This is a genomic window from Caulobacter sp. KR2-114 (genome assembly GCF_049446115.1).
Classification (GTDB): domain Bacteria; phylum Pseudomonadota; class Alphaproteobacteria; order Caulobacterales; family Caulobacteraceae; genus Acaudatibacter.
Genome location: NZ_JBMSEC010000002.1, coordinates 470,365 through 490,042, shown reverse-complemented (window position 1 = coordinate 490,042; position 19,678 = coordinate 470,365). Strand labels below are relative to the sequence as shown.

Here is a 19,678-nt window from a genome sequence, read left to right as displayed (position 1 = left end):
TTCGGCGCCTATTCCCGGCTCCCGTCGTGCTGCTGCGGCATCAGCGGGGTCGCCCCGCGATAGTGCGGCAGGCCAGAGAACACCCCGTCGAAGTCCTTCAGCGGCTCGCCCACCAGCAGGCCGCCGGGCCCCAGTGTGAACTCGCGGATGCTGGATTCGTGCGGTGTGGTCCGGCTCTTCGACACCGAGATGGCCTTGAGCATGCTGCCCTTGGCCTCGAAGAAGCGGAACAGGATGATGCTGTCCGACAGGTAGCTGAGGTCGATGTCGGAGCGGATCTCGCCGATCACCCCATGCTGGCCCAGCACCAGCATGGTGATCACGCCCTGCTGGTTCAGGAAGCTCAGCAGCTCGTGCATCTGCAGCAGCAGGTACTTCTCGCCAGGCATCGCCTGCAGGAAGGCGTTGAGGCTGTCGATGGCCAGGAAGCTGGCGCCGCCTTCCACCACCGCCTGCCGGACCCAGGTGGCGAATTCGCCCGGCGAGATTTCGGCCGGATCGATCTGCTGCACGCGCAGCTGGCCGCTGTCGAGATAGGGCCTCAGGTCCATGCCCATCGAGCGGGCGCGGGCCAGCATGGTGCCCATGCCTTCGTCGAACAGGTAGTAGGCCGCCTTCTCGCCCCGCTCCAGGGCGGCCAGGGCGCAGCGGATCGCGGTGCTGGTCTTGCCCACGCCGGAGGGGCCGCTGAGCAGGGTATTGGTGCCGCGGGTGAGGCCGCCGCCGAGCATCCTGTCCAGGGCGACGACGCCGGAGCCGGCCATCTCGCCGCTGAACTCGCGGTGGTGCTCGGCGGCGATCAGGCGCGGGAACACCTGCACGCCGCCGGTCTCGATGACGAAGTCGTGGTAGCCGCCGCGGTACTTCACCCCGCGCATCTTCACCACGCGCAGGCGCCGGCGCTCGGCGCCGTAGTCCTCCACGGCCTGCTGCAGGGTGATCACCCCGTGGGCGATCGAATGCAGCTGCACGTCGGCGGGGTCGGAGCTGCGGTCGTCGAGCATCAGCACCGTGCATTCGCGGGTCGAGAAATACTGCTTGAGCGCCAGGATCTGGCGGCGGTAGCGCAGGGAATTCTGCGCCAGCAGCCGCATCTCCGACAGGCTATCGAACACCACCCGCGCCGGGCGGATGCGGTCGACGCACTCGATCACCCCGCGGATGGTCTCGCCCAGCTCCACCTCGGACGGCTCAAGGATCGACTGCTCGGCATCCGGGTCCAGCCCCTCGGAGCTGACCAGCTCGAACAGCTCCACGCCGTCGAGCGTCCAGTGGTGGCTGCGCGCCACCTCGCGCAGTTCCGCCACGGTCTCGGAGAGGGTGATGTACAGGCCACGGTCGCCGACGCGCACGCCTTCCAGCAGGAACTGCAGGGCGATGGTGGTCTTGCCGCTGCCGGGAGTGCCTTCCAGCAGGTAGGACCGGTTGGGGGTCAGGCCGCCGCCGAGCACCGCGTCGAAGTCCCGGATACCGGTGGAGATGAACCGCCCCGCTCTTGCGCCCTCGGTGGTCTCGGCCTGCATTCCTGTCCCATGCATCGCTCGCGCCCGTCGGGGCGCCCTTGAGATCGTGAACAACGGCCAAGTCCGGCCCGGGATGCATGACGGCCACGTTTTTTCGGCCGGCTTGCCTCGCTCTGCGTCAGCCTCACGCGGTGACAGGGTTGCAGGGAGATGGCGGCCGGGACTAGAGGGGCGCGCCTGGAGGTCCCGCATGCTCGACGAACTGAAGCAGAACAATCGCGACTGGTCGGCCCGCAAGGTCGCCGCGGATCCCGGCTTCTTCCAGCGCCTGGAAGGCCAGCAGGCGCCGGAGTACCTCTGGATCGGCTGCTCCGACAGCCGCGTGCCGGCCAACGAGATCGTCGGCCTGGATCCCGGCGAACTGTTCGTGCACCGCAACGTCGCCAACCTGGCCCCGCCGCAGGACGCCAACTACCTGTCGGTGCTGCAGTTCGCCGTCGACGTGCTGAAGATCAAGCACGTGATGGTGGTCGGCCACTACGGCTGCGGGGGTGTCGCCGCGGCGGTGGACGGCCAGCGGCGCGGGCTGGTGGACCACTGGCTGCATCCGATCCGCGAGGTGGCGCACGACCATCGCCACGAGCTGGACGCCATCGGCGCGGAAGCCGAGCGGCTGAACCGGCTGTGCGAGCTGAACGTGATCCGCCAGGTGCGCAACGTCGCCTCCGACGTGTTCGTGCAGGACGCCTGGGCGCGCGGGCAGAGCCTGTGCGTGCATGGCTGGGTCTATTCGCTGCACACCGGCCTGGTGAACGACCTGGGCGTCACCGTCGGCGGCCTCCAGGACCTGGACCGGCTCGCGCGCTGAGGCCGGCCGCCGGCGCATCGGGGACGCCTCAGGGCCGATAATGCGGCGCCCGGGCGGCGTCGACGCCGCCATTCGGCTCGCAAGGCGGCCCGGGTGACCGTTCCGGGGCGGCTGTGGCCGCAAGCGCCTTGCGGTCCGCCGTCCGTGGCCTAGCTTGCGGGCGGGATCGTCCGGGGAAGGCTTTCGAAGGATCATGTACCGGCTGCTCAGCTCGCCGCTGCGCAATCTGATGTCGATCATCGCCTTCGTGCTGGTGGTCGTGGCGTTGTCGACGGCGGCCTACATGGGGGCCGGCTGGAGCTTTTCCGACGCCATCTACATGGTCGTGCTGACGGTCTACACCGTGGGCTACGGCGAGGTTCACCCGATCAACACGCCCTATCTGCACGCCGTGACCATGGCCACCATGGTGCTGGGCTGCACGGGCATGATCCTGGTGACCGGCGCCCTGGTGCAGGCCTTCACCCTGTCCGAGATCCGCCAGCTGTTGGGAGCCAGTCGCGTGAAGACCGAGATCGAGAAGCTGAGCGGCCACGTGATCATCTGCGGCTACGGCCGCATCGGCGAGATGCTGGCGCGCACCCTGCGGGCCGGCGGCTCGCACTTCGTGATCGTGGAGCGCGACGAGCACAAGCTGGCCGAGGCGCGGGACGCGGGCTGCCTGGTGCTGCAGGGCGATGCGACCAGCGAAGAGGCGCTGGAGGCCGCCGGCATCGAGCGCGCCGCCACCCTGGCCACCGTGCTGCCCAACGATGCGGCCAATGTGTTCATCACCCTCAGCGCGCGCAGCCTGAACCCCAGGCTGCAGATCATCGCCCGCGGCGAGGCGCCCTCCACAGAGACCAAGCTGCGGCAGGCCGGCGCCGACAAGGTGGTGCTGCCGACGCACATCGGCGCCGAGCGGATCGCCGAGATGATCCTGTTCCCGGAGACCGCGCGATTCCTGCGCGGCAGCGAGCGGATGCGCGACTTCGAGAAGATCCTGGGCGACCTCGGCATGGAGCTGGAGATGGTCACCGCCCAGGCGAACACCGCCGTCGTCGGCCTGACCGTCGCCGAGCTGGAGGAGCGCGGACGCGGGGCCTTCTTCGTCGCCCAGTACAATCCGAAGGACGGCGAGGTGGTCACCCGCCCGGCGCGCGACCAGCGCATCGCCGCCGGCGACGGCCTGGTGCTGGTGGGCCGCAGCGGCGCCGCCTTCGGCAGCCTCTTCTCCGCCCCGGCCGAGCGGGTGAGGGCAGGGCGCACGCTGTTCTAGGCGGCCCCTGTTCCCGGCCAGCGCCCGTCTAGGCGCAGCTCTTGCCGCCGCGGCGCGTCGCTTCGGTGAGGTCGGCCTCGGCGCCGGGATCGTCTCCCGAGGTGCGGCGCACCCGGGCGCGGGCGCAATAGGCGGCCGCGAAGTCGGGCTGCAGCTTGATCGCCTTGTCCAGCATGTGCAGGGCCTCGTCCTTCTGGCCCTTGATGTCCATCAGCAGGGCGCGGTCGAACATCGCCGTGGCCATCTTCGGGTCCAGCTTCAGGGCCTGGTCCAGGTCCTTGCCGGCGTCGTCCAGCCGGCCCCAGCGCATGTAGATCACCGCCCGGTTCACCAGCGGCGCCGGATCGTTGGGCAGCAGGCGGATCGCCTCGCCGTAGTCGGCCACCGCAGCCGGCTCCTGCCCCAGCGAGCCGCGCAGCATCGCCCGGCCGAAATAGATGCCGCCCAGGTCCGGGTTGACCGTCAGCGCCTGGTCGAAGTCCTTCAGCGCCCCGGCCTGGTCGCCCAGCGCCTGGCGGGCGTTGGCGCGGGTGACATAGGGCGGGATCAGCGACGGATTGAGCGCCAGGGCGTGGCTGGCGTCGGCGATCGCCGCGCGATGCTGGCCCAGCGCCTCGCGCACCAGCGCCCGGTCGGCGTAGGGACCCGCCTCATCCGGCTTCAGGGCGATGGCGGCCGTGAAGTCGTCGATCGCCCGCAGGGCGCCGCCGCGCTCCAGATAGGCGTTGGCCCTTGCGATCAGCGCCCGGCGCAGGGTCTCGCCCTGGGCGCCGCCGATGATCAGGCCGTCGCAGGCGGCGATGCGGGCGCCCGGGTCGATGTCGCGCCGCAGGTTCTCGCACAGCGCCATGGCCGCCCCGTCGGCGCCGGCGGCCGGCAGGGTAGGCCGGGCGCCGGCCGGACCGCACAGCGCCACCGCGGCCAGCACCGCCGCCGCCCCCGTCGCCCCGATCCAGAAACCCCGACCCATCGCCTCGATCCTCGCCGCGCCGCACCGGCGCAGCCCAGGCCGATCAATAGCTCCGGGCAGAGCTGGAGTCAGCCGGCGATGGATCTTCACGCACCATGCGCCGCAAGCAGACTCTGCGAATGTCCGCTTCGGGCGGGTTGCGGACTCTACTTGAGTTGCGATGCCGAGGCGGGCCCGGGCCAAAACTGGGTTTACGGATGAGAGTCAGCCGTATCTGAGTCCCCATTCATTCGTCCGGAGTATCGAGCGGTGGATCAGATTGATGACGCGCTGATGCTGGTCGTGGGAGAGCGTTGGCGCAAGGTAGCCATGGTTGTTGTCACGGCGGCGGAAAAGCTGGGCTGGCGCGTTTCCAGCGGCGGCGGCTGGGCGTTCGATAGCGACGAACGAGATGAGAGTCTCAACCGGATCGCCGGGCGGCTTGCGGTTCTCGTGGCTGATGGACGTCTGGAGGCCCAAGGCGACCTTACGCGATGGCGGAACTCTGAGGTGCGCCGCCCATCCTAGACGCGACTCGCTGGCGGGGGGCGTGTGCGAAATGCGTCCGCCGAGGGTCGGTTATTGCCTTTGGAGCCGCCGAGACAAGCGAACGTTCAGCCGATTGGCTACCGCACCCGCCACAAGCGGACCTGGCGAGCGTCAGCGAAGGGTGGTTTGCGGGTATTGAGCCGTCCCCTGCAATCCGACATCGTGCGCGCTCACGCGAGACGTTCTCATGACTTTCACCGGCTCCGCCAACTTCCCGTACTGGGTTGGTGGCGTCATTACTGCGGCCGCCATTGTTGCTGAAGCGTCAGGCGTCCTTCCGAACGCCTCAGCTGCATGCCTCGCGATGCCCGGCCTCTTGTTGCTGTTGGACGCAGGCGTTGGGACCAGCGTTTTGGACTATTATTTCTTCGCCAATCATCCATTCACCGAACGGCGGGTGCAGGAACTGTACTTCGCCCGACCTAAATCTCTGCCCAGGTACCTGGCAGCATTGGCCTGGAGCGCGGCTTTCGCCGTCACCGTTGGCGTGCTTCGTTCGGAGGTGCTGATCGCTGCGGGATTGGTCGGGAGCATCGTCGCATACGGGCTGCTGGCGGGTGCCGCGTTGATCCGCTGCATCAGGCAGGCTGGTAGGGAAGCCCGGCTATCAATAGGGACTTAAGGCACGCTCCGAAGCCCCGGGAAGCCGACCTTCGCAATTTCTGTAGCGGGGCGTTAGCGGTCGGTGGCGTCGCGCCCGAAATTTGACTTTGCGCCTCTTGCCCTCAAGCGGATGCCTTGAATGTCCGGGAAGGGGGGGATGCGGACCTAGGCGCCTAGAATTGGCGGGCCTGAGGAAAGACGTCGTGGGACGGAGCTTCACCGGCCGCAAGCGTCAAGCGCGGCGGGCCAGATAGAGAATGGTGGTCATGTTGCGCGTCACCCCGCCAGGGAACTCGGTCTCGGCGATCCGGCGCAGCTCAGCCAGGGCGTCGGCGGCGTTCGGCAACGCGGTGACGTTGGAATAGGTGGCATAGAGCGCTACCGTCTGGTCGGCGGTCAGCACCAGCGGCCAGTGACTGGTGTAGTAGAGCACCCGCTCGAACGCGCCGGTGGCGTCGATCGCCGCGATGCGGGCCGCGGCGTCCAGACCGAACGGTATGCCGCGCTGACCTTCCCCGGGACTGGCTGGGCCGGCCAACACCCCTTGCGTCGCCAGGTGGAAGAGGTCGGGGTAGGCGTCGTCGCCGAAATTGTTCCAGAGCGCCGCCCACCAGCCTCCGGCTCGCAGGCTGCGCGCGATCTTGGCGAGCGCCGGACCCTCGTCGAGCCAGTGGAAGGCGGTGGCCGACAGGCCAAGGTCGAAGGCGCCCGCCTCCAGCTCGACGTCCTCGAAGGTTTGCGTTGTCACATCCAGCGCCGAGCCCGGGAAGGCGGCGCGAAGAAAGTCCGCCAGGCGGGCATCCGGCTCGATGGCGACCAAAGGGTCGGCGCCGAGCGCCAGCAACGGTCCGGTCGCCTTGCCGGCGCCCGCGCCGATCTCGAAGACGTGGCTGCCGGCTCGCACGCCGCAGACGTCCCGCAGGGTTTCGAACACCCAGCCGGGATATGGCGGACGCGCCGCATGGTAGTTGGCGGGGTCGGCGCCAAACGCCTGGCGACCGAAGGCGCGGTCGAGCTGGAGGGGTTCAGGCATCGGTCTCGCTCCTTATCCGCCGCGCCGAGCCCCGTGAGGCGGGGGGCGCGGTGCGTGTGGCAGCGGTCGCCGAGGTCGCCCTCGGAAGGCGCAAGATGAGTGGAACAGCGCACTTCGGCCAGGGAGCGGGCCGAACGCCGTCGCAACGACGACAGCGGCCTATCTCGTAGCTACACGAGGCGATGGCGCTAAGTGATTGAATGAATGGCGCGAGTGACGGGGCTCGAACCCGCGACCTCCGGCGTGACAGGCCGGCGCTCTAACCAACTGAGCTACACCCGCGTAGGCGACCGTCGGGGCAGGCCCGGCGGCGCGAGGGGCGTCTGATATGTCCGGCGAGGGCCGACGTCAACAGGCCTGTTGCTGCGGCGTGTGGTCCGGGGCGCGGAAACTCGCTATCGCTGGGGCAAAACCGGTCGGAGCAAGGGGTGGCGCATGGCTGAGGTGGGGCTGGAAACGATCGCGGGGCTGCTGGACGGCCACATCGACCTGCGCCGCCGCGCCGATTCGGTGCAGCCGCTGCGCTATCCCTCGCCGGAGGCGCCGTTCTACGACCCCTTCACGCGCTGGGTGGCCTCGACGCCGGCCGGCGTGCGGCTGCGTTTCCGGACCGACTCGCGGTCCGTGCGGCTGGCGGTGAACCAGCGCCTGCTGGCCGGCGAACCCGGGGTCGAGCCGCGCGGGGCCTACGACCTGCTCGTCGACGGCCAGCCCTGGGGCCGGGCCGTGGCGGCGGGCGGGCTGGTGCTGCAGCCGGACTTCACCGGCGTTGGCGACGAGCAGGCGGTGGTGACGTTCGACGGGCTGCCGGCCGGGGACAAGGGGCTCGAGCTGTGGCTGCCGCAGGCGGCCACGGTCTCGGTGCGGGGCCTGCAGCTGGACGCGGGCGCGGGCGCCACGCCCTGGCCGGACGGACGGCGCACCATCCTGTTCCACGGCAGCTCGATCAGCCATTGCATGGAGGCCACCGGCGCGGCGGCGGGCTGGCCGGCGGTGGCGTCGGGCCTGGCCGACCTGCGGCATATCAACCTGGGCTGGGCGGGATCGTGCCTGCTGAGCGGGCTGGCGGCGCGGGTGATCCGCGACCAGGCGGCCGACGCCATCGTGCTGAAGCTGGGCATCAACGTCTGGAACGAGGGGCAGCTGAAGGAACGCACCTTCCTGGACAGCGCCCACGCCATGCTGTCGATCATCCGCGAGAAGCATCCCGCCACGCCGATCTGCGTGATCTCGCCGATCTTCTCGCCCGGCCGCGAGGCCGAGGGCGACGGCGGCGGGCTGCCCCTGGTGCGCATGCGCGAGCTGCTGGCGCAGGTAGTGAAGACCCGCCAGGCGGTCGGCGACGGCCACATCCGCTATCTCTCCGGCCTGGAGCTGTTCGGCGAGTCCGACGCGCACGACCTGCCCGATGACCTGCATCCGAACACGGCCGGTTACCGGCGCATGGGCGAGCGCTTCCACGCCCTGATGCTCAGCGGGGAGGGGGCGTTGATCTGACGCCGCCGCTGCCCGGGCGGCGGGCGTTCGCAGAACATCGGAACGGAACCGGGCTTGGCGTTTGAACCCGGCGGACCCTTGGTCTAGAAGAGCCGCGACTCCCGCCGAGGCCTCGAATGAACGCCTTCCTCCTGCAGTATCTGCCGATCGTCATCTTCCTGGGCCTGTCCAGCGTGATCGGCCTGGTTTTCTACATCGCCTCGGCGGTGTTCGCGCCCACGGCGCCCGACCCGGAAAAGCTGTCGTCGTACGAGTGCGGCTTCAACGCCTTCGACGACGCGCGCATGAAGTTCGACGTGCGCTTCTACCTGGTGTCGATCCTGTTCATCATCTTCGACCTGGAAGTCGCCTTCCTGTTCCCGTGGGCGGTGACGCTGATGAAGCTGCCGCACGAGACCGGGATCTACGCCTTCTGGAGCATGTTCACCTTCCTGCTCGTGCTGACGGTCGGCTTCGCCTACGAATGGAAGAAGGGAGCCCTGGAATGGGAGTGATCGTTCCGGCCGGTTCGGCGGCGCGTTCCACCGTCGAGGGCTATGATCCCAAGCTGCACGACCCCTATTTCGACGGGGTCAACGCCCAGCTCGCCGACAAGGGCTTCGTCACCGCCGCGGCCGACGACCTGGTCACCTGGGCGCGCACCGGCTCGCTGATGTGGATGACCTTCGGCCTGGCCTGCTGCGCGGTCGAGATGATGCACGCCTCGATGCCGCGCTACGACCTGGAGCGCTACGGCTTCGCGCCGCGCGCCTCGCCGCGGCAGTCGGACGTGATGATCGTGGCGGGCACCTTGACCAACAAGATGGCTCCGGCGCTGCGCAAGGTCTACGACCAGATGCCCGAGCCGCGCTACGTGATCTCGATGGGCAGCTGCGCCAACGGCGGCGGCTATTATTACTTCAGCTATTCGGTGGTGCGCGGCTGCGACCGCATCGTGCCGGTGGACATCTATGTGCCCGGCTGCCCGCCCACCGCCGAGGCGCTGGTCTACGGCGTGCTGCAGCTGCAGAAGAAGATCCGCCGCACGGGGAACATCGAACGATGAGCTGGCCGGCGACCCATGACGAGCTGGAGGCCCTGGGCCAGGCGATCGTGGCCAACTCGGCCGGCGCCCTGGGGCACTACAGGATCGAGTTCGGCGAACTGACCGTCGGCGGCCCGGCGACCCGCATCGTCGAGGCGCTGACCAACCTGCGTGACAATCCGCAGTTCCAGTTCCACCAGCTGATCGACCTGGCGGGCGTCGACTATCCGCAGCGGCCGCTGCGCTTCGACGTGGTCTACCACCTGCTGTCGATGACCCATAACCGCCGGGTGCGGGTAACGGTGCAGACCGACGAGGACACCGCGGTGCCGTCGGTCGTCAGCGTGTTCCCGGTCGCCGACTGGTTCGAGCGCGAAGCCTTCGACATGTACGGCATCTTCTTCGACAACCATCCGGACCTGCGCCGGATCCTGACCGACTACGGGTTCCACGGGCATCCGCTGCGCAAGGACTTCCCGATGACCGGCTACGTCGAGGTCCGCTACGACGACGAGCTGAAGCGGGTGGTCTACGAGCCGGTGAAGTCGGTGGAATTCCGCTCGTGGGACTTCCTGTCGCCGTGGGAAGGCGCCGAGTACGCGCGCCCGGGGGAGGGCTATCCCCAGGTGCTGCCGGGTGACGAAAAGGCGGAGAAGCCGGCATGACGGGCCAGAACTCACCGGCCGATTCGGCCGACTTCTTCGAGCGCACTCCGCCTGAGGGCCATCCGCTCGACCCCTCGATCCCGGAAACCCCGGTCCGCAAGTTCAACATCAACTTCGGCCCGCAACACCCTGCGGCGCACGGGGTTCTTCGTCTGGTGCTGGAGCTGGACGGCGAGCTGGTGGAGCGGGTCGACCCGCACATCGGCCTGCTGCACCGCGGCACCGAGAAGCTGATGGAGTCGCGGCCGTACACCCAGAACACGCCGTACTTCGACCGCCTGGACTACGTCGCGCCGATGAACCAGGAGCACGCCTTCGTGCTCGCCATCGAGAAGCTGATGGGTCTTGAGGTGCCGATCCGCGGCCAGCTGATCCGGGTGCTGTACAACGAGATCGGCCGGGTGCTGAACCACCTGCTGAACGTCACCACCCAGGCCATGGACGTGGGCGCCCTGACCCCGCCGCTGTGGGGCTTCGAGGAACGCGAGAAGCTGTTCGTGTTCTACGAGCGCGCCTCGGGCGCGCGGATGCACGCCAACTACTTCCGGCCGGGCGGCGTGCGGCAGGACCTGCCGCCCGAGCTGGTGCAGGACATCGAGGACTGGGCCAAGGCCTTCGCCCGCCCGCTGGCCGACATCGACAAGCTGATCACCGGCAACCGCATCTTCAAGCAGCGCAACGTCGACATCGGCGTGGTCAGCAAGGAAGAGGCGATCGCCTGGGGCTTCACCGGGGTGATGGTGCGCGGCTCGGGCATCGCCTGGGACCTGCGCCGCAACCAGCCGTACGAATGTTACGACGAGCTGGAGTTCGACATCCCGCTGGGCGTCAACGGCGACTGCTACGACCGCTACCTGTGCCGCATGGAAGAGATGCGCCAGTCGGTGCGGATCATCCTGCAGTGCACCGAGCGGCTGAAGAAGACGCCGGGCCTGGTGCTGAGCGACGACCACAAGGTCAGCCCGCCGCGCCGGGGCGAGATGAAGCGCTCGATGGAAGCGCTGATCCACCACTTCAAGCTCTATACCGAGGGTTTCCACGTGCCGGCCGGCGAGGTCTACGCGGCCGTTGAGGCGCCCAAGGGCGAGTTCGGGGTCTATCTGGTGGCTGACGGCGGCAACAAGCCGTACCGCTGCAAGATCCGCGCGCCGGGCTTCCCGCACCTGGCGGCGATGGACTGGATGAACCGGGGCCACATGCTGGCCGACGTGAGCGCCATCCTCGGCAGTCTGGATATCGTGTTCGGAGAGATCGACCGGTGAGCGCCGCCGCCTTCAACCCGGCCGACATCGCCCAGGGGCAGCTGGACGCCTACAACGCCCAGGACCTGGACGCGCACTGCGCCTTCTATTCGGACGATGTGGTGGTGGCCGACTTCAACGGCGCGGTCATCCGCCAGGGCATGGCGGCCTACCGCGAGGCCTACGCCAAGATGTTCGCCGAGTTTCCGCAGAACCACGCCGCGCTGGTGAACCGGGTGGTGATCGGAAACACCGTCATCGACCACGAGCGCGTGGCGCGCACGCCCGGCGGCGACACCTTCGACGTGGCCGCCATCTACACCATCGCCGGCGGCAAGATCGCCCGCGTCGACTTCGTCAGGGGCTAGTCCATGTCCGTCCGCCGCCTCGCCAAGGAACAGCCGGCCAGCTTCGCCTTCAATCCGGAGTCCCTGGAGAAGGCGCAATGGTGGATGGCCAAGTATCCCGCCGGCCGCCAGCAGTCGGCGGTGATCCCGCTGTTGTGGCTGGTGCAGAAGCAGGAAGGCTGGGTCCCCGAGCCCGCGCTGCGGGTGATCGCCGACATGCTGGGCATGGCGGTGATCCGGGTGTTCGAGGTGGTCACCTTCTACACCATGTTCCAGCTGGAGCCGGTGGGTAAGGTCGCCTTCGTGCAGCTGTGCGGCACCACCCCCTGCATGCTGCGCGGGGCCAAGGACCTGGAAAAGGTGCTGCTCGACAAGATCGGCCCGAAGAACCACGTCTCCAAGGACGGCAAGTTCTCGTGGGAAGAGGTCGAGTGCCTGGGCGCCTGCACCCATGCGCCGATGGCGGCCATCAACGACTATTACTACGACGACCTGTCGCCGCAGATCCTGGCCAAGATCCTCGACGACTTCGCGGCGGGCCTGAAGCCCGAGCGCGGCTCGTACATCGGCCGCCAGGGCGCGGCGCCGGAAGGCGGCCCGCTGACCCTGACCGATCCCAAGCTGTACGACGGCTCGGCCGCCAAGCCGATCAAGAAGCTGCCCAACGCCCCCGAGGCCCCGAAGAAGGCCAAGGAGCCCACGGCGTGACGGCCGGCGCGCCATCCGACGGGCGCGCGACGGGTGATGTCGCGATCCAGCAGCGCCGGCTGATCATCACGCTGGCGATCACGGGCGTCTGCGCCCTGGCGGCGATCGCCGGCATCGTCGGCGGCATGGCCTATCACATCGGCTGGATGACCTGGCTGTTCCTGGCGGCCCTGCTGGTCGGCTTCGGCGCCCACCTGTGGTTCATGGTCGGCTTCCTGAAATGCCGCGGCGGCTGATGGACGAGGACCCGGCCATCTTGCGCGCGCGCCTCGCCTATCTGGACGCCTACCGCGCCCTGTACCGGCGCGAGCAGACCGCCGGCCTGGTCGCCTGCCTGATCGGGGCGCTGGTGCTGGTGGGCGGGCGCTACGGGCCGCTGGCCGCGTCCTGGATGGTCTGGCTGGGCGCGGCGATCATCGCCGCCGGCTGGATTCTGTTCACCGTCGTGATTTTCCGGCGCACCGCCTGGGTGCGCACCCATCCCTTCGACCCTACGGGTCAGATCTGAGCGGTTCAACCATGGTCGGCATTCTGGAAGACAAGGATCGCATCTTCACCAACCTCTACGGTGTCCATGACTGGGGCCTGGAGGGGGCGAAGCAGCGCGGCATCTGGAACGGCACGCGCGAGATGCTGGCCATGGAGCCGGAATGGCTGTGCGAGCAGATCAAGAACTCCGGCCTGCGCGGCCGCGGGGGGGCGGGCTTCTCCACCGGCCTGAAGTGGACCTTCATGCCCAAGCAGGAAAGCGAGCGGCCGCACTACCTGGTGGTCAACGCCGACGAGTCCGAGCCGGGCACCTGCAAGGACCGCGAGATCATGCGGTACGACCCGCACCGGCTGATCGAAGGCTGCCTGGTGGCGTGCCGGGCGATCCGCGCGCACGACTGCTTCATCTATATCCGCGGCGAATACGTGCTGGAGCGCGAACGCCTGGAGGCGGCGATCGTCCAGGCCACCGAGGCCGGGCTGATCGGCAAGAACAGCAAGCTGGGCTGGGACTGCAACATCCGCGTCACCCATGGGGGCGGGGCCTATATCTGCGGCGACGAGATGGCGCTGCTGGAGAGCCTGGAAGGCAAGAAGGGCCAGCCGCGGCTGAAGCCGCCGTTCCCGGCGGGCGCGGGGGTCTACGGCTGCCCGACCACGGTGAACAACGTCGAGTCGATCTCGGTGGCGCCGGAGATCCTGCGCCGCGGCGCCGAGTGGTTCGTCAAGTTCGGCCGCCCGAACAACACCGGCACCAAGCTGATGAGCGCCTCGGGCCACGTGCTGAAGCCGTGCGTGGTGGAAGAGGCCATGTCGATCCCGATCCGGCAGCTGGTCGAGGAACATTTCGGCGGCGTGCGCGGTGGCTGGGGAAACCTGAAGGCCATCATCCCCGGCGGCTCGTCGGTGCGGATGATCCCGGCCGAGGAAGCCGAGACGGCGCTGATGGACTTCGACAGCCTGGTGGCGCTGAAGAGCGGCCTGGGCACCGCGGCCATGATCGTGATGGACAAGGACACCGACCTGATCCGCGCCATCGCCCGGCTGAGCTATTTCTACAAGCACGAGAGCTGCGGCCAGTGCACGCCGTGCCGCGAGGGCACCGGCTGGATGTGGCGGATCATGGAGCGGATGGTCACCGGCGAGGCCGATCCGAAGGAGATCGACATGCTGCTGGACGTGGCCAGCCAGGTCGAGGGCCACACCATCTGCGGCCTGGGCGACGCCGCGGCCTGGCCGATCCAGGGCCTGTTCCGCCACTTCCGCCACGAGGTCGAGGAGCGCATTGCCAACTATCGCGCCCGCAAGCCGCACGTGCAGGGCGCGACCCTGGTCGCCGCGGAATAGGCGCTTGCCCCGCCTGGTGCTCCGCGCCGGGATGACGCCGCTGCCGATCAAGCTGGCGGCGGCCCTGGGACTCGCCGTGCAGGTCACCGCGGCGCGGGAACGGATCCCGTCGCTGAAGGTCTTCGAGCAACAGCTGACCAGCGCGCCGTTCATCTGGGCGCTGGCGGCGGCGATCAGCCTGTGGATCGTGGTGGCGACGCTGCGGCTCAGCCGCTGGCCCCTGGTCGTGCTGACCGTGGGCTTCCTCGCCGGCCTGGCGTGGCTCTTGTTCAATTTCGCGATCGGCGTGGGCAGCGGCCTGTTCGGGGTCGCGTCTGCCGCGTTCGCCACCTGGCTGTTCCAGCTGGTGCTGGTGGGGCCCTACTGGCGGCGGCTGAACTGGCGGCCGTTCGGCCATATCCCGGGGGCGCGGGAGGCCGCCGAGGCGTTCAGCTAGGTCGCGCCGGCGGGGGGACACAGACTCGCGTGCATGCTAGGATCGGGGCATGTCTCTGATCGATCGCATCACGGCAGAACCCGGGAAGATGGGTGGCAGACCCTGCATCCGCGGGCTGCGGATCCGGGTCACGGACGTGCTTGAGATGCTTGCCGCCGGGGCGACGCAGCAGGAAATCCTGTCCGATCACCCTGATCTCGAAGCCGAGGACATCAGCGCCGCGTTGGCCTACGCCGCCGAGCGGGTTGATCATCCCGTTATCATGATCCCTGCCGCCGAGTGAGGCTGCTGATCGACCAGCAACTCCCCGCGGCCCTGGTCGGCTGGTTCGGACGCCGGGGAGTCGAAGCCATCCACGTACGGTCACTTGGGATGGCGACCGCGACCGATGCCGAAATCTGATCGTACGCCTTCCGGGAAGGCCTGGTCATCGTGACGAAGGACGAGGACTTCGCCAACCGGCGAAGACACGCGGACGGCCCGCAGATTCTCTGGCTGCAGATCGGCAATGCGCCGAACAGGATTCTCGAGCGCTATCTCGACATCACCTGGTCGCTGGCGCGAGGATATCTGGACGCCGGAGAGGCAATCGTCGAGGTTTAGCGGCGAAGCGCCGGGGGCTGGCGATGAGCGACGAGCGGGCAGGGGACATCAGCGGCGAAGACCTGCGGCGGGCGCTGGCCGATCCGGCAAGCGACGTCGACATCGCCCTGCAGGCGCCGCCACGCACCTGGCGGCTGGTGATCGGCTCGGTGGAATTCTGGGCGCTGGTGGGCGGCGTGTCGGCGCTGATCACCGCCATGACTGCCGTGATCGGCGTCGGCGTGGGGCTCTCGCAGCTGCGCACGGCGCGCGACCTGGAGGTGATGGATTCCACCTATCAGAGCTGGAACGCCCTGAACCAGGCCAGCCTGGCCAACCCCGAACTGGCCTGTCCGGACACGGACGAGAAGTTCCGCCGACTCATGACCACCACCGACCCGCATTCGGCGAACGGCGGCACCTATCGGGACCGCTACACGGCCTACGGATACATGGTGATCACCACCTCCGAGCAGATTCTGCAGATGGCGCCCGGCAACGAGCGGTGGGCATTCCTGGTGAAGGAGCGCATCCGCTGCAACGCTCCCGCGATTCGCAGCCTGCAAGCGGACGGCAGCTACGAAAAACGCTATTCCTGCCGGCTAAGACGCGTTATCGCCGACGCGCTGAATCAACCCCGCCCGATTTGCCCGAAGGACGACGAGTAGCCGAGCATGCCCAAGGCCAAGGTCAACGGCGTCGAAGTCGAATTCGAGAACGGCATGACCGTTCTCCAGGTCGCCGAACTGGCCGGGGAAGAGATTCCCCGGTTCTGCTATCACGAACGCCTCTCCATCGCCGGCAACTGCCGGATGTGCCTGGTCGAGGTTAAGCCCGGCCCGCCGAAGCCGCAGGCTTCGTGCGCCCTGCCGGCGGCGGACAACCAGGAGATCTTCACCAACACCCCGATGGTCGAGAAGGCCCGCAAGGGGGTGATGGAGTTCCTGCTGATCAACCACCCGCTGGACTGCCCGATCTGCGACCAGGGCGGCGAGTGCGACCTGCAGGACCAGTCGATGGGCTACGGCCGCGACGAGACCCGCTACGAGGAGAACAAGCGGGCGGTCGAAGAGAAGTACATGGGTCCGCTGATCAAGACAGTGATGACCCGTTGCATCCAGTGCACCCGCTGCGTGCGCTTCGTGACGGAGGTGGCCGGCGTGCCGGACATCGGCCTGATCAGCCGCGGCGAGGACGTGGAGATCACCACCTATCTCGACAAGGCCGTCGGCAGCGAGCTGTCGGCCAACGTCATCGACCTGTGCCCGGTGGGCGCGCTGACCTCCAAGCCCTACGCCTTCAACGCCCGGCCGTGGGAGCTGAAGAAGACCGAGACCGTCGACGTGATGGACGCCCTGGGCTCGGCGATCCGGGTGGACGTGCGCGGGCCGGCGGTGCTGCGCGTGCTGCCGCGGACCAACGACGAGATCAACGAGGAATGGATCTCCGACAAGACCCGCTACGCCTGTGACGGCCTTTCGCGCCAGCGGCTGGACCGGCCGTTCGTGCGCGTCGGCGGCAGGCTGCAGCCGGCCACCTGGGCCGAGGCCCTGGGCGCGGTGGCCGACAAGATCAAGGCCAGCTCTCCCGAGCGCGTCGGCGTGATCGCCGGCGATCTGCAGGACGCCGAATCGATGAAGGCGGCGCTGGACCTGTTCGGCGGCGCCGGGGTGAAGAACCTCGACTGCCGCCAGGACGGCGCGGCCCTGGGCGGCGGCCCGCGCGAGGGCTGGCTGTTCAACTCCACCCTCGCCGGCATCGAGACCGCCGACGTGGTGCTGCTGGTGGGAACCAACCCGCGCCTCGAGGCGCCGGTGCTGAACGCGCGCTTCCGCAAGCAATGGCTGGCCGGCAAGACCCGCTTCGGCGTGATCGGTGAGGCCGCCGACCTGACCTTCGGCTACGACCACCTGGGCGCAGGCGCCGCCGGCCTGACCGGCCTGGCCAAGTCGAAGTCGGACTTCGTCAAGGCCTTCAAGGAGGCCAGGAACCCGGCGATCATCATCGGGCAGGGGGCTCTGGCCCGCGCCGACGGCGCGGCGGTGCTTAAGGCGGCGGCCGACGTCGCCAAGACCTTCAAGGTCGTGCGCGACGACTGGAACGGCTGGAACGTGCTGCACACCGCCGCCGCGCGCGTGGGCGGGCTGGACCTGGGCTTCGTCCCCGGCGAAGGCGGCAAGAGCGCCGGCGAGATGGTGGCCAAGGGTGCGCTGGACGTGCTGTTCCTGCTGGGCGCCGACGAGCTCGACCTCAGCCAGAGCGACGCCTTCATCGTCTACCTGGGCACCCACGGCGACGCCGGCGCGCACCGCGCCGACGTGATCCTGCCAGGCGCGGCCTACACCGAGAAGGCCGGCCTCTATGTCAACACCGAGGGCCGGGTGCAGCGCGGCGAGCGCGCCGCATTCCCCAAGGGCGAGGCCCGGGAAGACTGGGCGATCCTGCGGGCGCTGTCCGAGCGGGTCGGGGCCAAGCTGCCCTACGACACGCTGGAGCAACTGCGCGCCAAGCTGTTCGCCGACCATCCGAGCTTCGGCCAGATCGACCACGCGCCGGGCTCGATCCCGACCGCGTTCGATCTCGGCGCCCTGGGCGCCGCCGGCGATGTCGCGGACGCGCCGTTCGCCAGCCCGGTGAAGGCCTTCCACCTGACCAATCCCATCGCGCGCGCCAGCGTGACCATGGCCGAGTGCGCGGCCCTGGCCAGCGGCCCCGCCAAGATCGCCGCGGAGTAGGGGCGCATGGACTTCTGGAGCACCCCCCTCGGCTGGTTCCTGCTGCACCTCGGGCAGATTCTCCTGATCACCGTCGGGGTGCTGGTGCTGCTGGCCTTCTACATGTGGGGCGACCGCAAGGTCTGGGCCGGCGTGCAGATGCGCAAGGGCCCCAACGTGGTTGGGCCGTTCGGCCTGCTGCAGTCCTTCGCCGACCTGTTCAAGTTCGTGATCAAGGAGATCGTCGTCCCGGCGGGCGCCGACAAGTTCGTCTTCCTGCTGGCGCCCCTGATCACCTTCGCCCTGGCGCTGATCGGCTGGGCCGTGGTGCCGATGGGCCCCGGCTGGGTGATCAGCAACATCAACGTCGGCATCCTCTACCTGTTCGCCATCTCCTCGCTGGGCGTCTACGGCATCATCATGGGCGGCTGGGCTTCGAACTCGAAGTACCCCTTCCTGGGCAGCCTCCGCTCGGCCGCGCAGATGGTCAGCTACGAGGTCTCGATCGGCTTCGTGATCATCACGGTGATCCTGCTGTCCGGCACGATGAACCTGCAGGGGATCGTCGAGAAGCAGGCCGGCGGCTTCTGGAACTGGAACGTCTTCGGCGGCGGCGCCGGTGGGTGGCAGCACCTGATCGCCACCGTGGTGATGGTTCCGATGATGATCGTGTTCTTCATCTCGGCGCTCGCCGAAACCAACCGCCCGCCGTTCGATCTTCCGGAAGCGGAGTCCGAGCTGGTGGCCGGCTACCAGGTGGAATACTCGTCCTCGCCCTTCCTGCTGTTCATGATCGGCGAGCTGGCGAACATCATCCTGATGTGCGCCATGCTCAGCATCCTGTTCTTCGGGGGCTGGCAGGCGCCGATCGATCTGCCGTTCGTGCATTCGTGGCCGGCGACGGCTCAGTCCTTCTACGGACTGGCGTGGCTGTGGGTGAAGATCACCCTGTGGTTCATCATGTTCGCGCTCGTGAAGGCGATCGTGCCGCGCTACCGCTACGACCAGCTGATGCGTCTGGGCTGGAAGGTGTTCCTGCCGACCTCGGGCGTCGCGGTGGTGCTGGTGGCCGGCCTTCGCGTCTACGGCGTGCTCGGCTGATGCGCCGCGCGAGCCTCCTTCTGCTGGCGGTGGCGGGCGTGTCCCTGGGGGCCTGCGCCTCCAACGCCAACTACAATGCGCCCAACGGGGATGCGAACTACGACGCCCTGAAGAAGGCGTCCGAGGAGTGCAAGTCCCATGGCGGCCAGCTGCAGCTGAAGAGCGGCGGCGACTCCACCGAACTGGGCGACTACGCGTGCAAGATGGGTAAGGGAAGCTAGGACCAGATGTTCCAGCGCATCAACCAGGCGATCAAGGGCGCGGCCCTGATGGACTTCGGCGGGGCGTTCGTCATGGCCCTGCGCTACATGGCGGCGCCCAAGGCGACGGTGCTGTATCCCAACGAGCGCGGCCCGCAGTCGCCGCGCTTCCGCGGCGAGCACGCCCTGCGGCGCTATCCCAACGGCGAGGAACGCTGCATCGCCTGCAAGCTGTGCGAGGCGATCTGTCCGGCGCAGGCGATCACCATCGAGGCCGAGCCCCGCGTCGACGGCAGCCGCCGCACGACCCGCTACGACATCGACATGGTCAAGTGCATCTACTGCGGCCTGTGCCAGGAAGCCTGCCCGGTGGACGCCATCGTCGAGGGACCCAACGTCGAGTTCGCCGTGGAGACCCGCGAAGAGCTCTATTACGACAAGGACCGCCTGCTGGCGAACGGCGACCGCTGGGAGCGCCAGATCGCCAAGAACCTGGAACTGGACGCGCCGTATCGCTGAGGCGGCGCCGTAGCCGGGGCTGCAAGGTCCCGGGGAGAGATTGAGACTGTTTGGGCGTCCGGGCCTGTTCCCCGGGCTCCCGAAC

24 protein-coding genes, 1 tRNA gene and 1 pseudogene are annotated in these 19,678 nt (G+C 68.5%); 22 read left to right on the top strand and 4 right to left on the bottom strand.

Annotated elements, in window-relative coordinates; translation table 11 throughout:
* Positions 1-8: 8 nt before the first annotated feature.
* Entirely contained in the window at positions 9-1,538 is a 1,530-nt protein-coding gene (locus ACO2Q3_RS08500; RefSeq protein WP_423306130.1) for an ATPase domain-containing protein, read from the bottom strand.
* A gap of 175 nt (positions 1,539-1,713) precedes the next feature.
* On the opposite strand from ACO2Q3_RS08500, the gene ACO2Q3_RS08495 reads away from it, so the two are divergent.
* Together ACO2Q3_RS08495 and ACO2Q3_RS08490 are read left to right on the top strand one after the other, a co-directional pair.
* Positions 1,714-2,331 carry a carbonic anhydrase gene (locus ACO2Q3_RS08495; protein ID WP_423306129.1) on the top strand — a complete coding sequence of 206 codons (618 nt, stop codon included), beginning with the start codon at positions 1,714-1,716 and terminating at the stop codon, positions 2,329-2,331.
* 193 nt (positions 2,332-2,524) lie between these two features.
* On the top strand, positions 2,525-3,589 hold the full coding sequence (locus ACO2Q3_RS08490) for a potassium channel family protein (protein WP_423306128.1): 1,065 nt from the start codon (positions 2,525-2,527) through the stop codon (positions 3,587-3,589).
* 28 nt (positions 3,590-3,617) lie between these two features.
* On the opposite strand, the gene ACO2Q3_RS08485 is transcribed toward ACO2Q3_RS08490, so the two are convergent.
* Positions 3,618-4,559, bottom strand: a complete 942-nt coding sequence (locus tag ACO2Q3_RS08485; protein WP_423306126.1) for a tetratricopeptide repeat protein — start codon at positions 4,557-4,559, stop codon at positions 3,618-3,620.
* Between the two features lie 249 nt (positions 4,560-4,808).
* Here ACO2Q3_RS08485 and ACO2Q3_RS08480 point away from each other — a divergent pair, with 249 nt between their 5' ends.
* Together ACO2Q3_RS08480 and ACO2Q3_RS08475 are read left to right on the top strand one after the other, a co-directional pair.
* Positions 4,809-5,066 (top strand): hypothetical protein, encoded by a 258-nt coding sequence (locus tag ACO2Q3_RS08480; RefSeq protein WP_423306125.1) that lies wholly within the window; start codon positions 4,809-4,811, stop codon positions 5,064-5,066.
* Positions 5,067-5,274: 208 nt separating this feature from the next.
* Positions 5,275-5,709 carry a hypothetical protein gene (locus tag ACO2Q3_RS08475; RefSeq protein WP_423306124.1) on the top strand — a complete coding sequence of 145 codons (435 nt, stop codon included), beginning with the start codon at positions 5,275-5,277 and terminating at the stop codon, positions 5,707-5,709.
* Positions 5,710-5,922: 213 nt separating this feature from the next.
* Here ACO2Q3_RS08475 and ACO2Q3_RS08470 read toward each other — a convergent pair whose 3' ends face one another.
* Both ACO2Q3_RS08470 and ACO2Q3_RS08465 read right to left on the bottom strand, forming a co-directional pair.
* Positions 5,923-6,723 (bottom strand): class I SAM-dependent methyltransferase, encoded by an 801-nt coding sequence (locus ACO2Q3_RS08470; RefSeq protein ID WP_423306123.1) that lies wholly within the window; start codon positions 6,721-6,723, stop codon positions 5,923-5,925.
* A 205-nt stretch (positions 6,724-6,928) separates the two neighbouring features.
* Positions 6,929-7,005: transfer RNA gene (locus ACO2Q3_RS08465), tRNA-Asp, on the bottom strand.
* Between the two features lie 153 nt (positions 7,006-7,158).
* Here ACO2Q3_RS08465 and ACO2Q3_RS08460 point away from each other — a divergent pair.
* The 18 genes and pseudogenes from ACO2Q3_RS08460 (at position 7,159) to nuoI (ending at position 19,593) form a co-directional block, all read left to right on the top strand.
* Positions 7,159-8,220 carry a GDSL-type esterase/lipase family protein gene (locus ACO2Q3_RS08460; RefSeq protein WP_423306122.1) on the top strand — a complete coding sequence of 354 codons (1,062 nt, stop codon included), beginning with the start codon at positions 7,159-7,161 and terminating at the stop codon, positions 8,218-8,220.
* Between the two features lie 116 nt (positions 8,221-8,336).
* Positions 8,337-8,714, top strand: coding sequence for an NADH-quinone oxidoreductase subunit A (locus ACO2Q3_RS08455; RefSeq protein ID WP_423306121.1), 378 nt, complete (start codon positions 8,337-8,339; stop codon positions 8,712-8,714).
* A complete protein-coding gene (locus ACO2Q3_RS08450; protein ID WP_423306120.1) occupies positions 8,684-9,265 on the top strand; it encodes a NuoB/complex I 20 kDa subunit family protein in 582 nt (193 codons plus the stop codon). Before ACO2Q3_RS08455 ends, ACO2Q3_RS08450 begins: the two co-directional genes overlap by 31 nt.
* Positions 9,262-9,909, top strand: coding sequence for an NADH-quinone oxidoreductase subunit C (locus ACO2Q3_RS08445; RefSeq protein ID WP_423306119.1), 648 nt, complete (start codon positions 9,262-9,264; stop codon positions 9,907-9,909). Before ACO2Q3_RS08450 ends, ACO2Q3_RS08445 begins: the two co-directional genes overlap by 4 nt.
* A complete protein-coding gene (locus ACO2Q3_RS08440; protein WP_423306118.1) occupies positions 9,906-11,171 on the top strand; it encodes an NADH-quinone oxidoreductase subunit D in 1,266 nt (421 codons plus the stop codon). The genes ACO2Q3_RS08445 and ACO2Q3_RS08440 overlap by 4 nt, the downstream gene beginning before the upstream one ends.
* Positions 11,168-11,518 (top strand): nuclear transport factor 2 family protein, encoded by a 351-nt coding sequence (locus tag ACO2Q3_RS08435; RefSeq protein WP_423306117.1) that lies wholly within the window; start codon positions 11,168-11,170, stop codon positions 11,516-11,518. The genes ACO2Q3_RS08440 and ACO2Q3_RS08435 overlap by 4 nt, the downstream gene beginning before the upstream one ends.
* Before the next feature lie 3 nt (positions 11,519-11,521).
* The gene (nuoE, locus tag ACO2Q3_RS08430) at positions 11,522-12,205 is read left to right on the top strand and encodes an NADH-quinone oxidoreductase subunit NuoE (RefSeq protein ID WP_423306116.1); all 684 of its coding nucleotides are present in this window, start codon (positions 11,522-11,524) and stop codon (positions 12,203-12,205) included.
* A complete protein-coding gene (locus ACO2Q3_RS08425; protein ID WP_423306115.1) occupies positions 12,202-12,441 on the top strand; it encodes a hypothetical protein in 240 nt (79 codons plus the stop codon). Before nuoE ends, ACO2Q3_RS08425 begins: the two co-directional genes overlap by 4 nt.
* 20 nt (positions 12,442-12,461) lie before the next feature.
* A complete protein-coding gene (locus ACO2Q3_RS08420; protein ID WP_423306114.1) occupies positions 12,462-12,713 on the top strand; it encodes a hypothetical protein in 252 nt (83 codons plus the stop codon).
* A gap of 11 nt (positions 12,714-12,724) precedes the next feature.
* Positions 12,725-14,041, top strand: coding sequence for an NADH-quinone oxidoreductase subunit NuoF (nuoF, locus tag ACO2Q3_RS08415; protein ID WP_423306113.1), 1,317 nt, complete (start codon positions 12,725-12,727; stop codon positions 14,039-14,041).
* A gap of 4 nt (positions 14,042-14,045) precedes the next feature.
* Positions 14,046-14,477 carry a hypothetical protein gene (locus tag ACO2Q3_RS08410; protein ID WP_423306112.1) on the top strand — a complete coding sequence of 144 codons (432 nt, stop codon included), beginning with the start codon at positions 14,046-14,048 and terminating at the stop codon, positions 14,475-14,477.
* A 49-nt stretch (positions 14,478-14,526) separates the two neighbouring features.
* Positions 14,527-14,760, top strand: coding sequence for a DUF433 domain-containing protein (locus ACO2Q3_RS08405; protein WP_423306111.1), 234 nt, complete (start codon positions 14,527-14,529; stop codon positions 14,758-14,760).
* Positions 14,757-15,080 (top strand): annotated as a pseudogene (locus ACO2Q3_RS08400) (DUF5615 family PIN-like protein). The gene ACO2Q3_RS08405 and the pseudogene ACO2Q3_RS08400 overlap by 4 nt, the downstream one beginning before the upstream one ends.
* A 23-nt stretch (positions 15,081-15,103) precedes the next feature.
* On the top strand, positions 15,104-15,727 hold the full coding sequence (locus ACO2Q3_RS08395; RefSeq protein ID WP_423306110.1) for a hypothetical protein: 624 nt from the start codon (positions 15,104-15,106) through the stop codon (positions 15,725-15,727).
* Between the two features lie 6 nt (positions 15,728-15,733).
* The gene (nuoG, locus tag ACO2Q3_RS08390; RefSeq protein WP_423306109.1) at positions 15,734-17,794 is read left to right on the top strand and encodes an NADH-quinone oxidoreductase subunit NuoG; all 2,061 of its coding nucleotides are present in this window, start codon (positions 15,734-15,736) and stop codon (positions 17,792-17,794) included.
* 6 nt (positions 17,795-17,800) lie between these two features.
* Positions 17,801-18,874, top strand: coding sequence for an NADH-quinone oxidoreductase subunit NuoH (gene nuoH, locus ACO2Q3_RS08385; protein WP_423306108.1), 1,074 nt, complete (start codon positions 17,801-17,803; stop codon positions 18,872-18,874).
* Positions 18,874-19,095, top strand: coding sequence for a hypothetical protein (locus ACO2Q3_RS08380; protein ID WP_423306107.1), 222 nt, complete (start codon positions 18,874-18,876; stop codon positions 19,093-19,095). The genes nuoH and ACO2Q3_RS08380 overlap by 1 nt, the downstream gene beginning before the upstream one ends.
* A gap of 6 nt (positions 19,096-19,101) precedes the next feature.
* Positions 19,102-19,593: an NADH-quinone oxidoreductase subunit NuoI gene (gene nuoI, locus ACO2Q3_RS08375; protein ID WP_423306106.1), complete on the top strand. Its 492-nt coding sequence runs from the start codon at positions 19,102-19,104 to the stop codon at positions 19,591-19,593.
* Positions 19,594-19,678 lie beyond the last annotated feature (85 nt).

Excerpts from the sequence above, each read along its gene's own strand:
- ACO2Q3_RS08500 (WP_423306130.1), bottom strand. The coding sequence starts at position 1,538 with ATGCATGGGACAGGAATGCAGGCCGAGACCACCGAGGGCGCAAGAGCG.
- ACO2Q3_RS08475 (WP_423306124.1), top strand. The coding sequence starts at position 5,275 with ATGACTTTCACCGGCTCCGCCAACTTCCCGTACTGGGTTGGTGGCGTC.
- ACO2Q3_RS08495 (WP_423306129.1), top strand. The coding sequence starts at position 1,714 with ATGCTCGACGAACTGAAGCAGAACAATCGCGACTGGTCGGCCCGCAAG.
- ACO2Q3_RS08490 (WP_423306128.1), top strand. The coding sequence starts at position 2,525 with ATGTACCGGCTGCTCAGCTCGCCGCTGCGCAATCTGATGTCGATCATC.
- nuoE (WP_423306116.1), top strand. The coding sequence starts at position 11,522 with ATGTCCGTCCGCCGCCTCGCCAAGGAACAGCCGGCCAGCTTCGCCTTC.
- ACO2Q3_RS08455 (WP_423306121.1), top strand. The coding sequence starts at position 8,337 with ATGAACGCCTTCCTCCTGCAGTATCTGCCGATCGTCATCTTCCTGGGC.
- ACO2Q3_RS08445 (WP_423306119.1), top strand. The coding sequence starts at position 9,262 with ATGAGCTGGCCGGCGACCCATGACGAGCTGGAGGCCCTGGGCCAGGCG.
- nuoF (WP_423306113.1), top strand. The coding sequence starts at position 12,725 with ATGGTCGGCATTCTGGAAGACAAGGATCGCATCTTCACCAACCTCTAC.
- nuoH (WP_423306108.1), top strand. The coding sequence starts at position 17,801 with ATGGACTTCTGGAGCACCCCCCTCGGCTGGTTCCTGCTGCACCTCGGG.
- ACO2Q3_RS08380 (WP_423306107.1), top strand. The coding sequence starts at position 18,874 with ATGCGCCGCGCGAGCCTCCTTCTGCTGGCGGTGGCGGGCGTGTCCCTG.
- ACO2Q3_RS08440 (WP_423306118.1), top strand. The coding sequence starts at position 9,906 with ATGACGGGCCAGAACTCACCGGCCGATTCGGCCGACTTCTTCGAGCGC.
- ACO2Q3_RS08450 (WP_423306120.1), top strand. The coding sequence starts at position 8,684 with ATGGAAGAAGGGAGCCCTGGAATGGGAGTGATCGTTCCGGCCGGTTCG.
- ACO2Q3_RS08405 (WP_423306111.1), top strand. The coding sequence starts at position 14,527 with ATGTCTCTGATCGATCGCATCACGGCAGAACCCGGGAAGATGGGTGGC.
- nuoI (WP_423306106.1), top strand. The coding sequence starts at position 19,102 with ATGTTCCAGCGCATCAACCAGGCGATCAAGGGCGCGGCCCTGATGGAC.
- ACO2Q3_RS08460 (WP_423306122.1), top strand. The coding sequence starts at position 7,159 with ATGGCTGAGGTGGGGCTGGAAACGATCGCGGGGCTGCTGGACGGCCAC.
- ACO2Q3_RS08395 (WP_423306110.1), top strand. The coding sequence starts at position 15,104 with ATGAGCGACGAGCGGGCAGGGGACATCAGCGGCGAAGACCTGCGGCGG.
- nuoG (WP_423306109.1), top strand. The coding sequence starts at position 15,734 with ATGCCCAAGGCCAAGGTCAACGGCGTCGAAGTCGAATTCGAGAACGGC.
- ACO2Q3_RS08485 (WP_423306126.1), bottom strand. The coding sequence starts at position 4,559 with ATGGGTCGGGGTTTCTGGATCGGGGCGACGGGGGCGGCGGCGGTGCTG.
- ACO2Q3_RS08470 (WP_423306123.1), bottom strand. The coding sequence starts at position 6,723 with ATGCCTGAACCCCTCCAGCTCGACCGCGCCTTCGGTCGCCAGGCGTTT.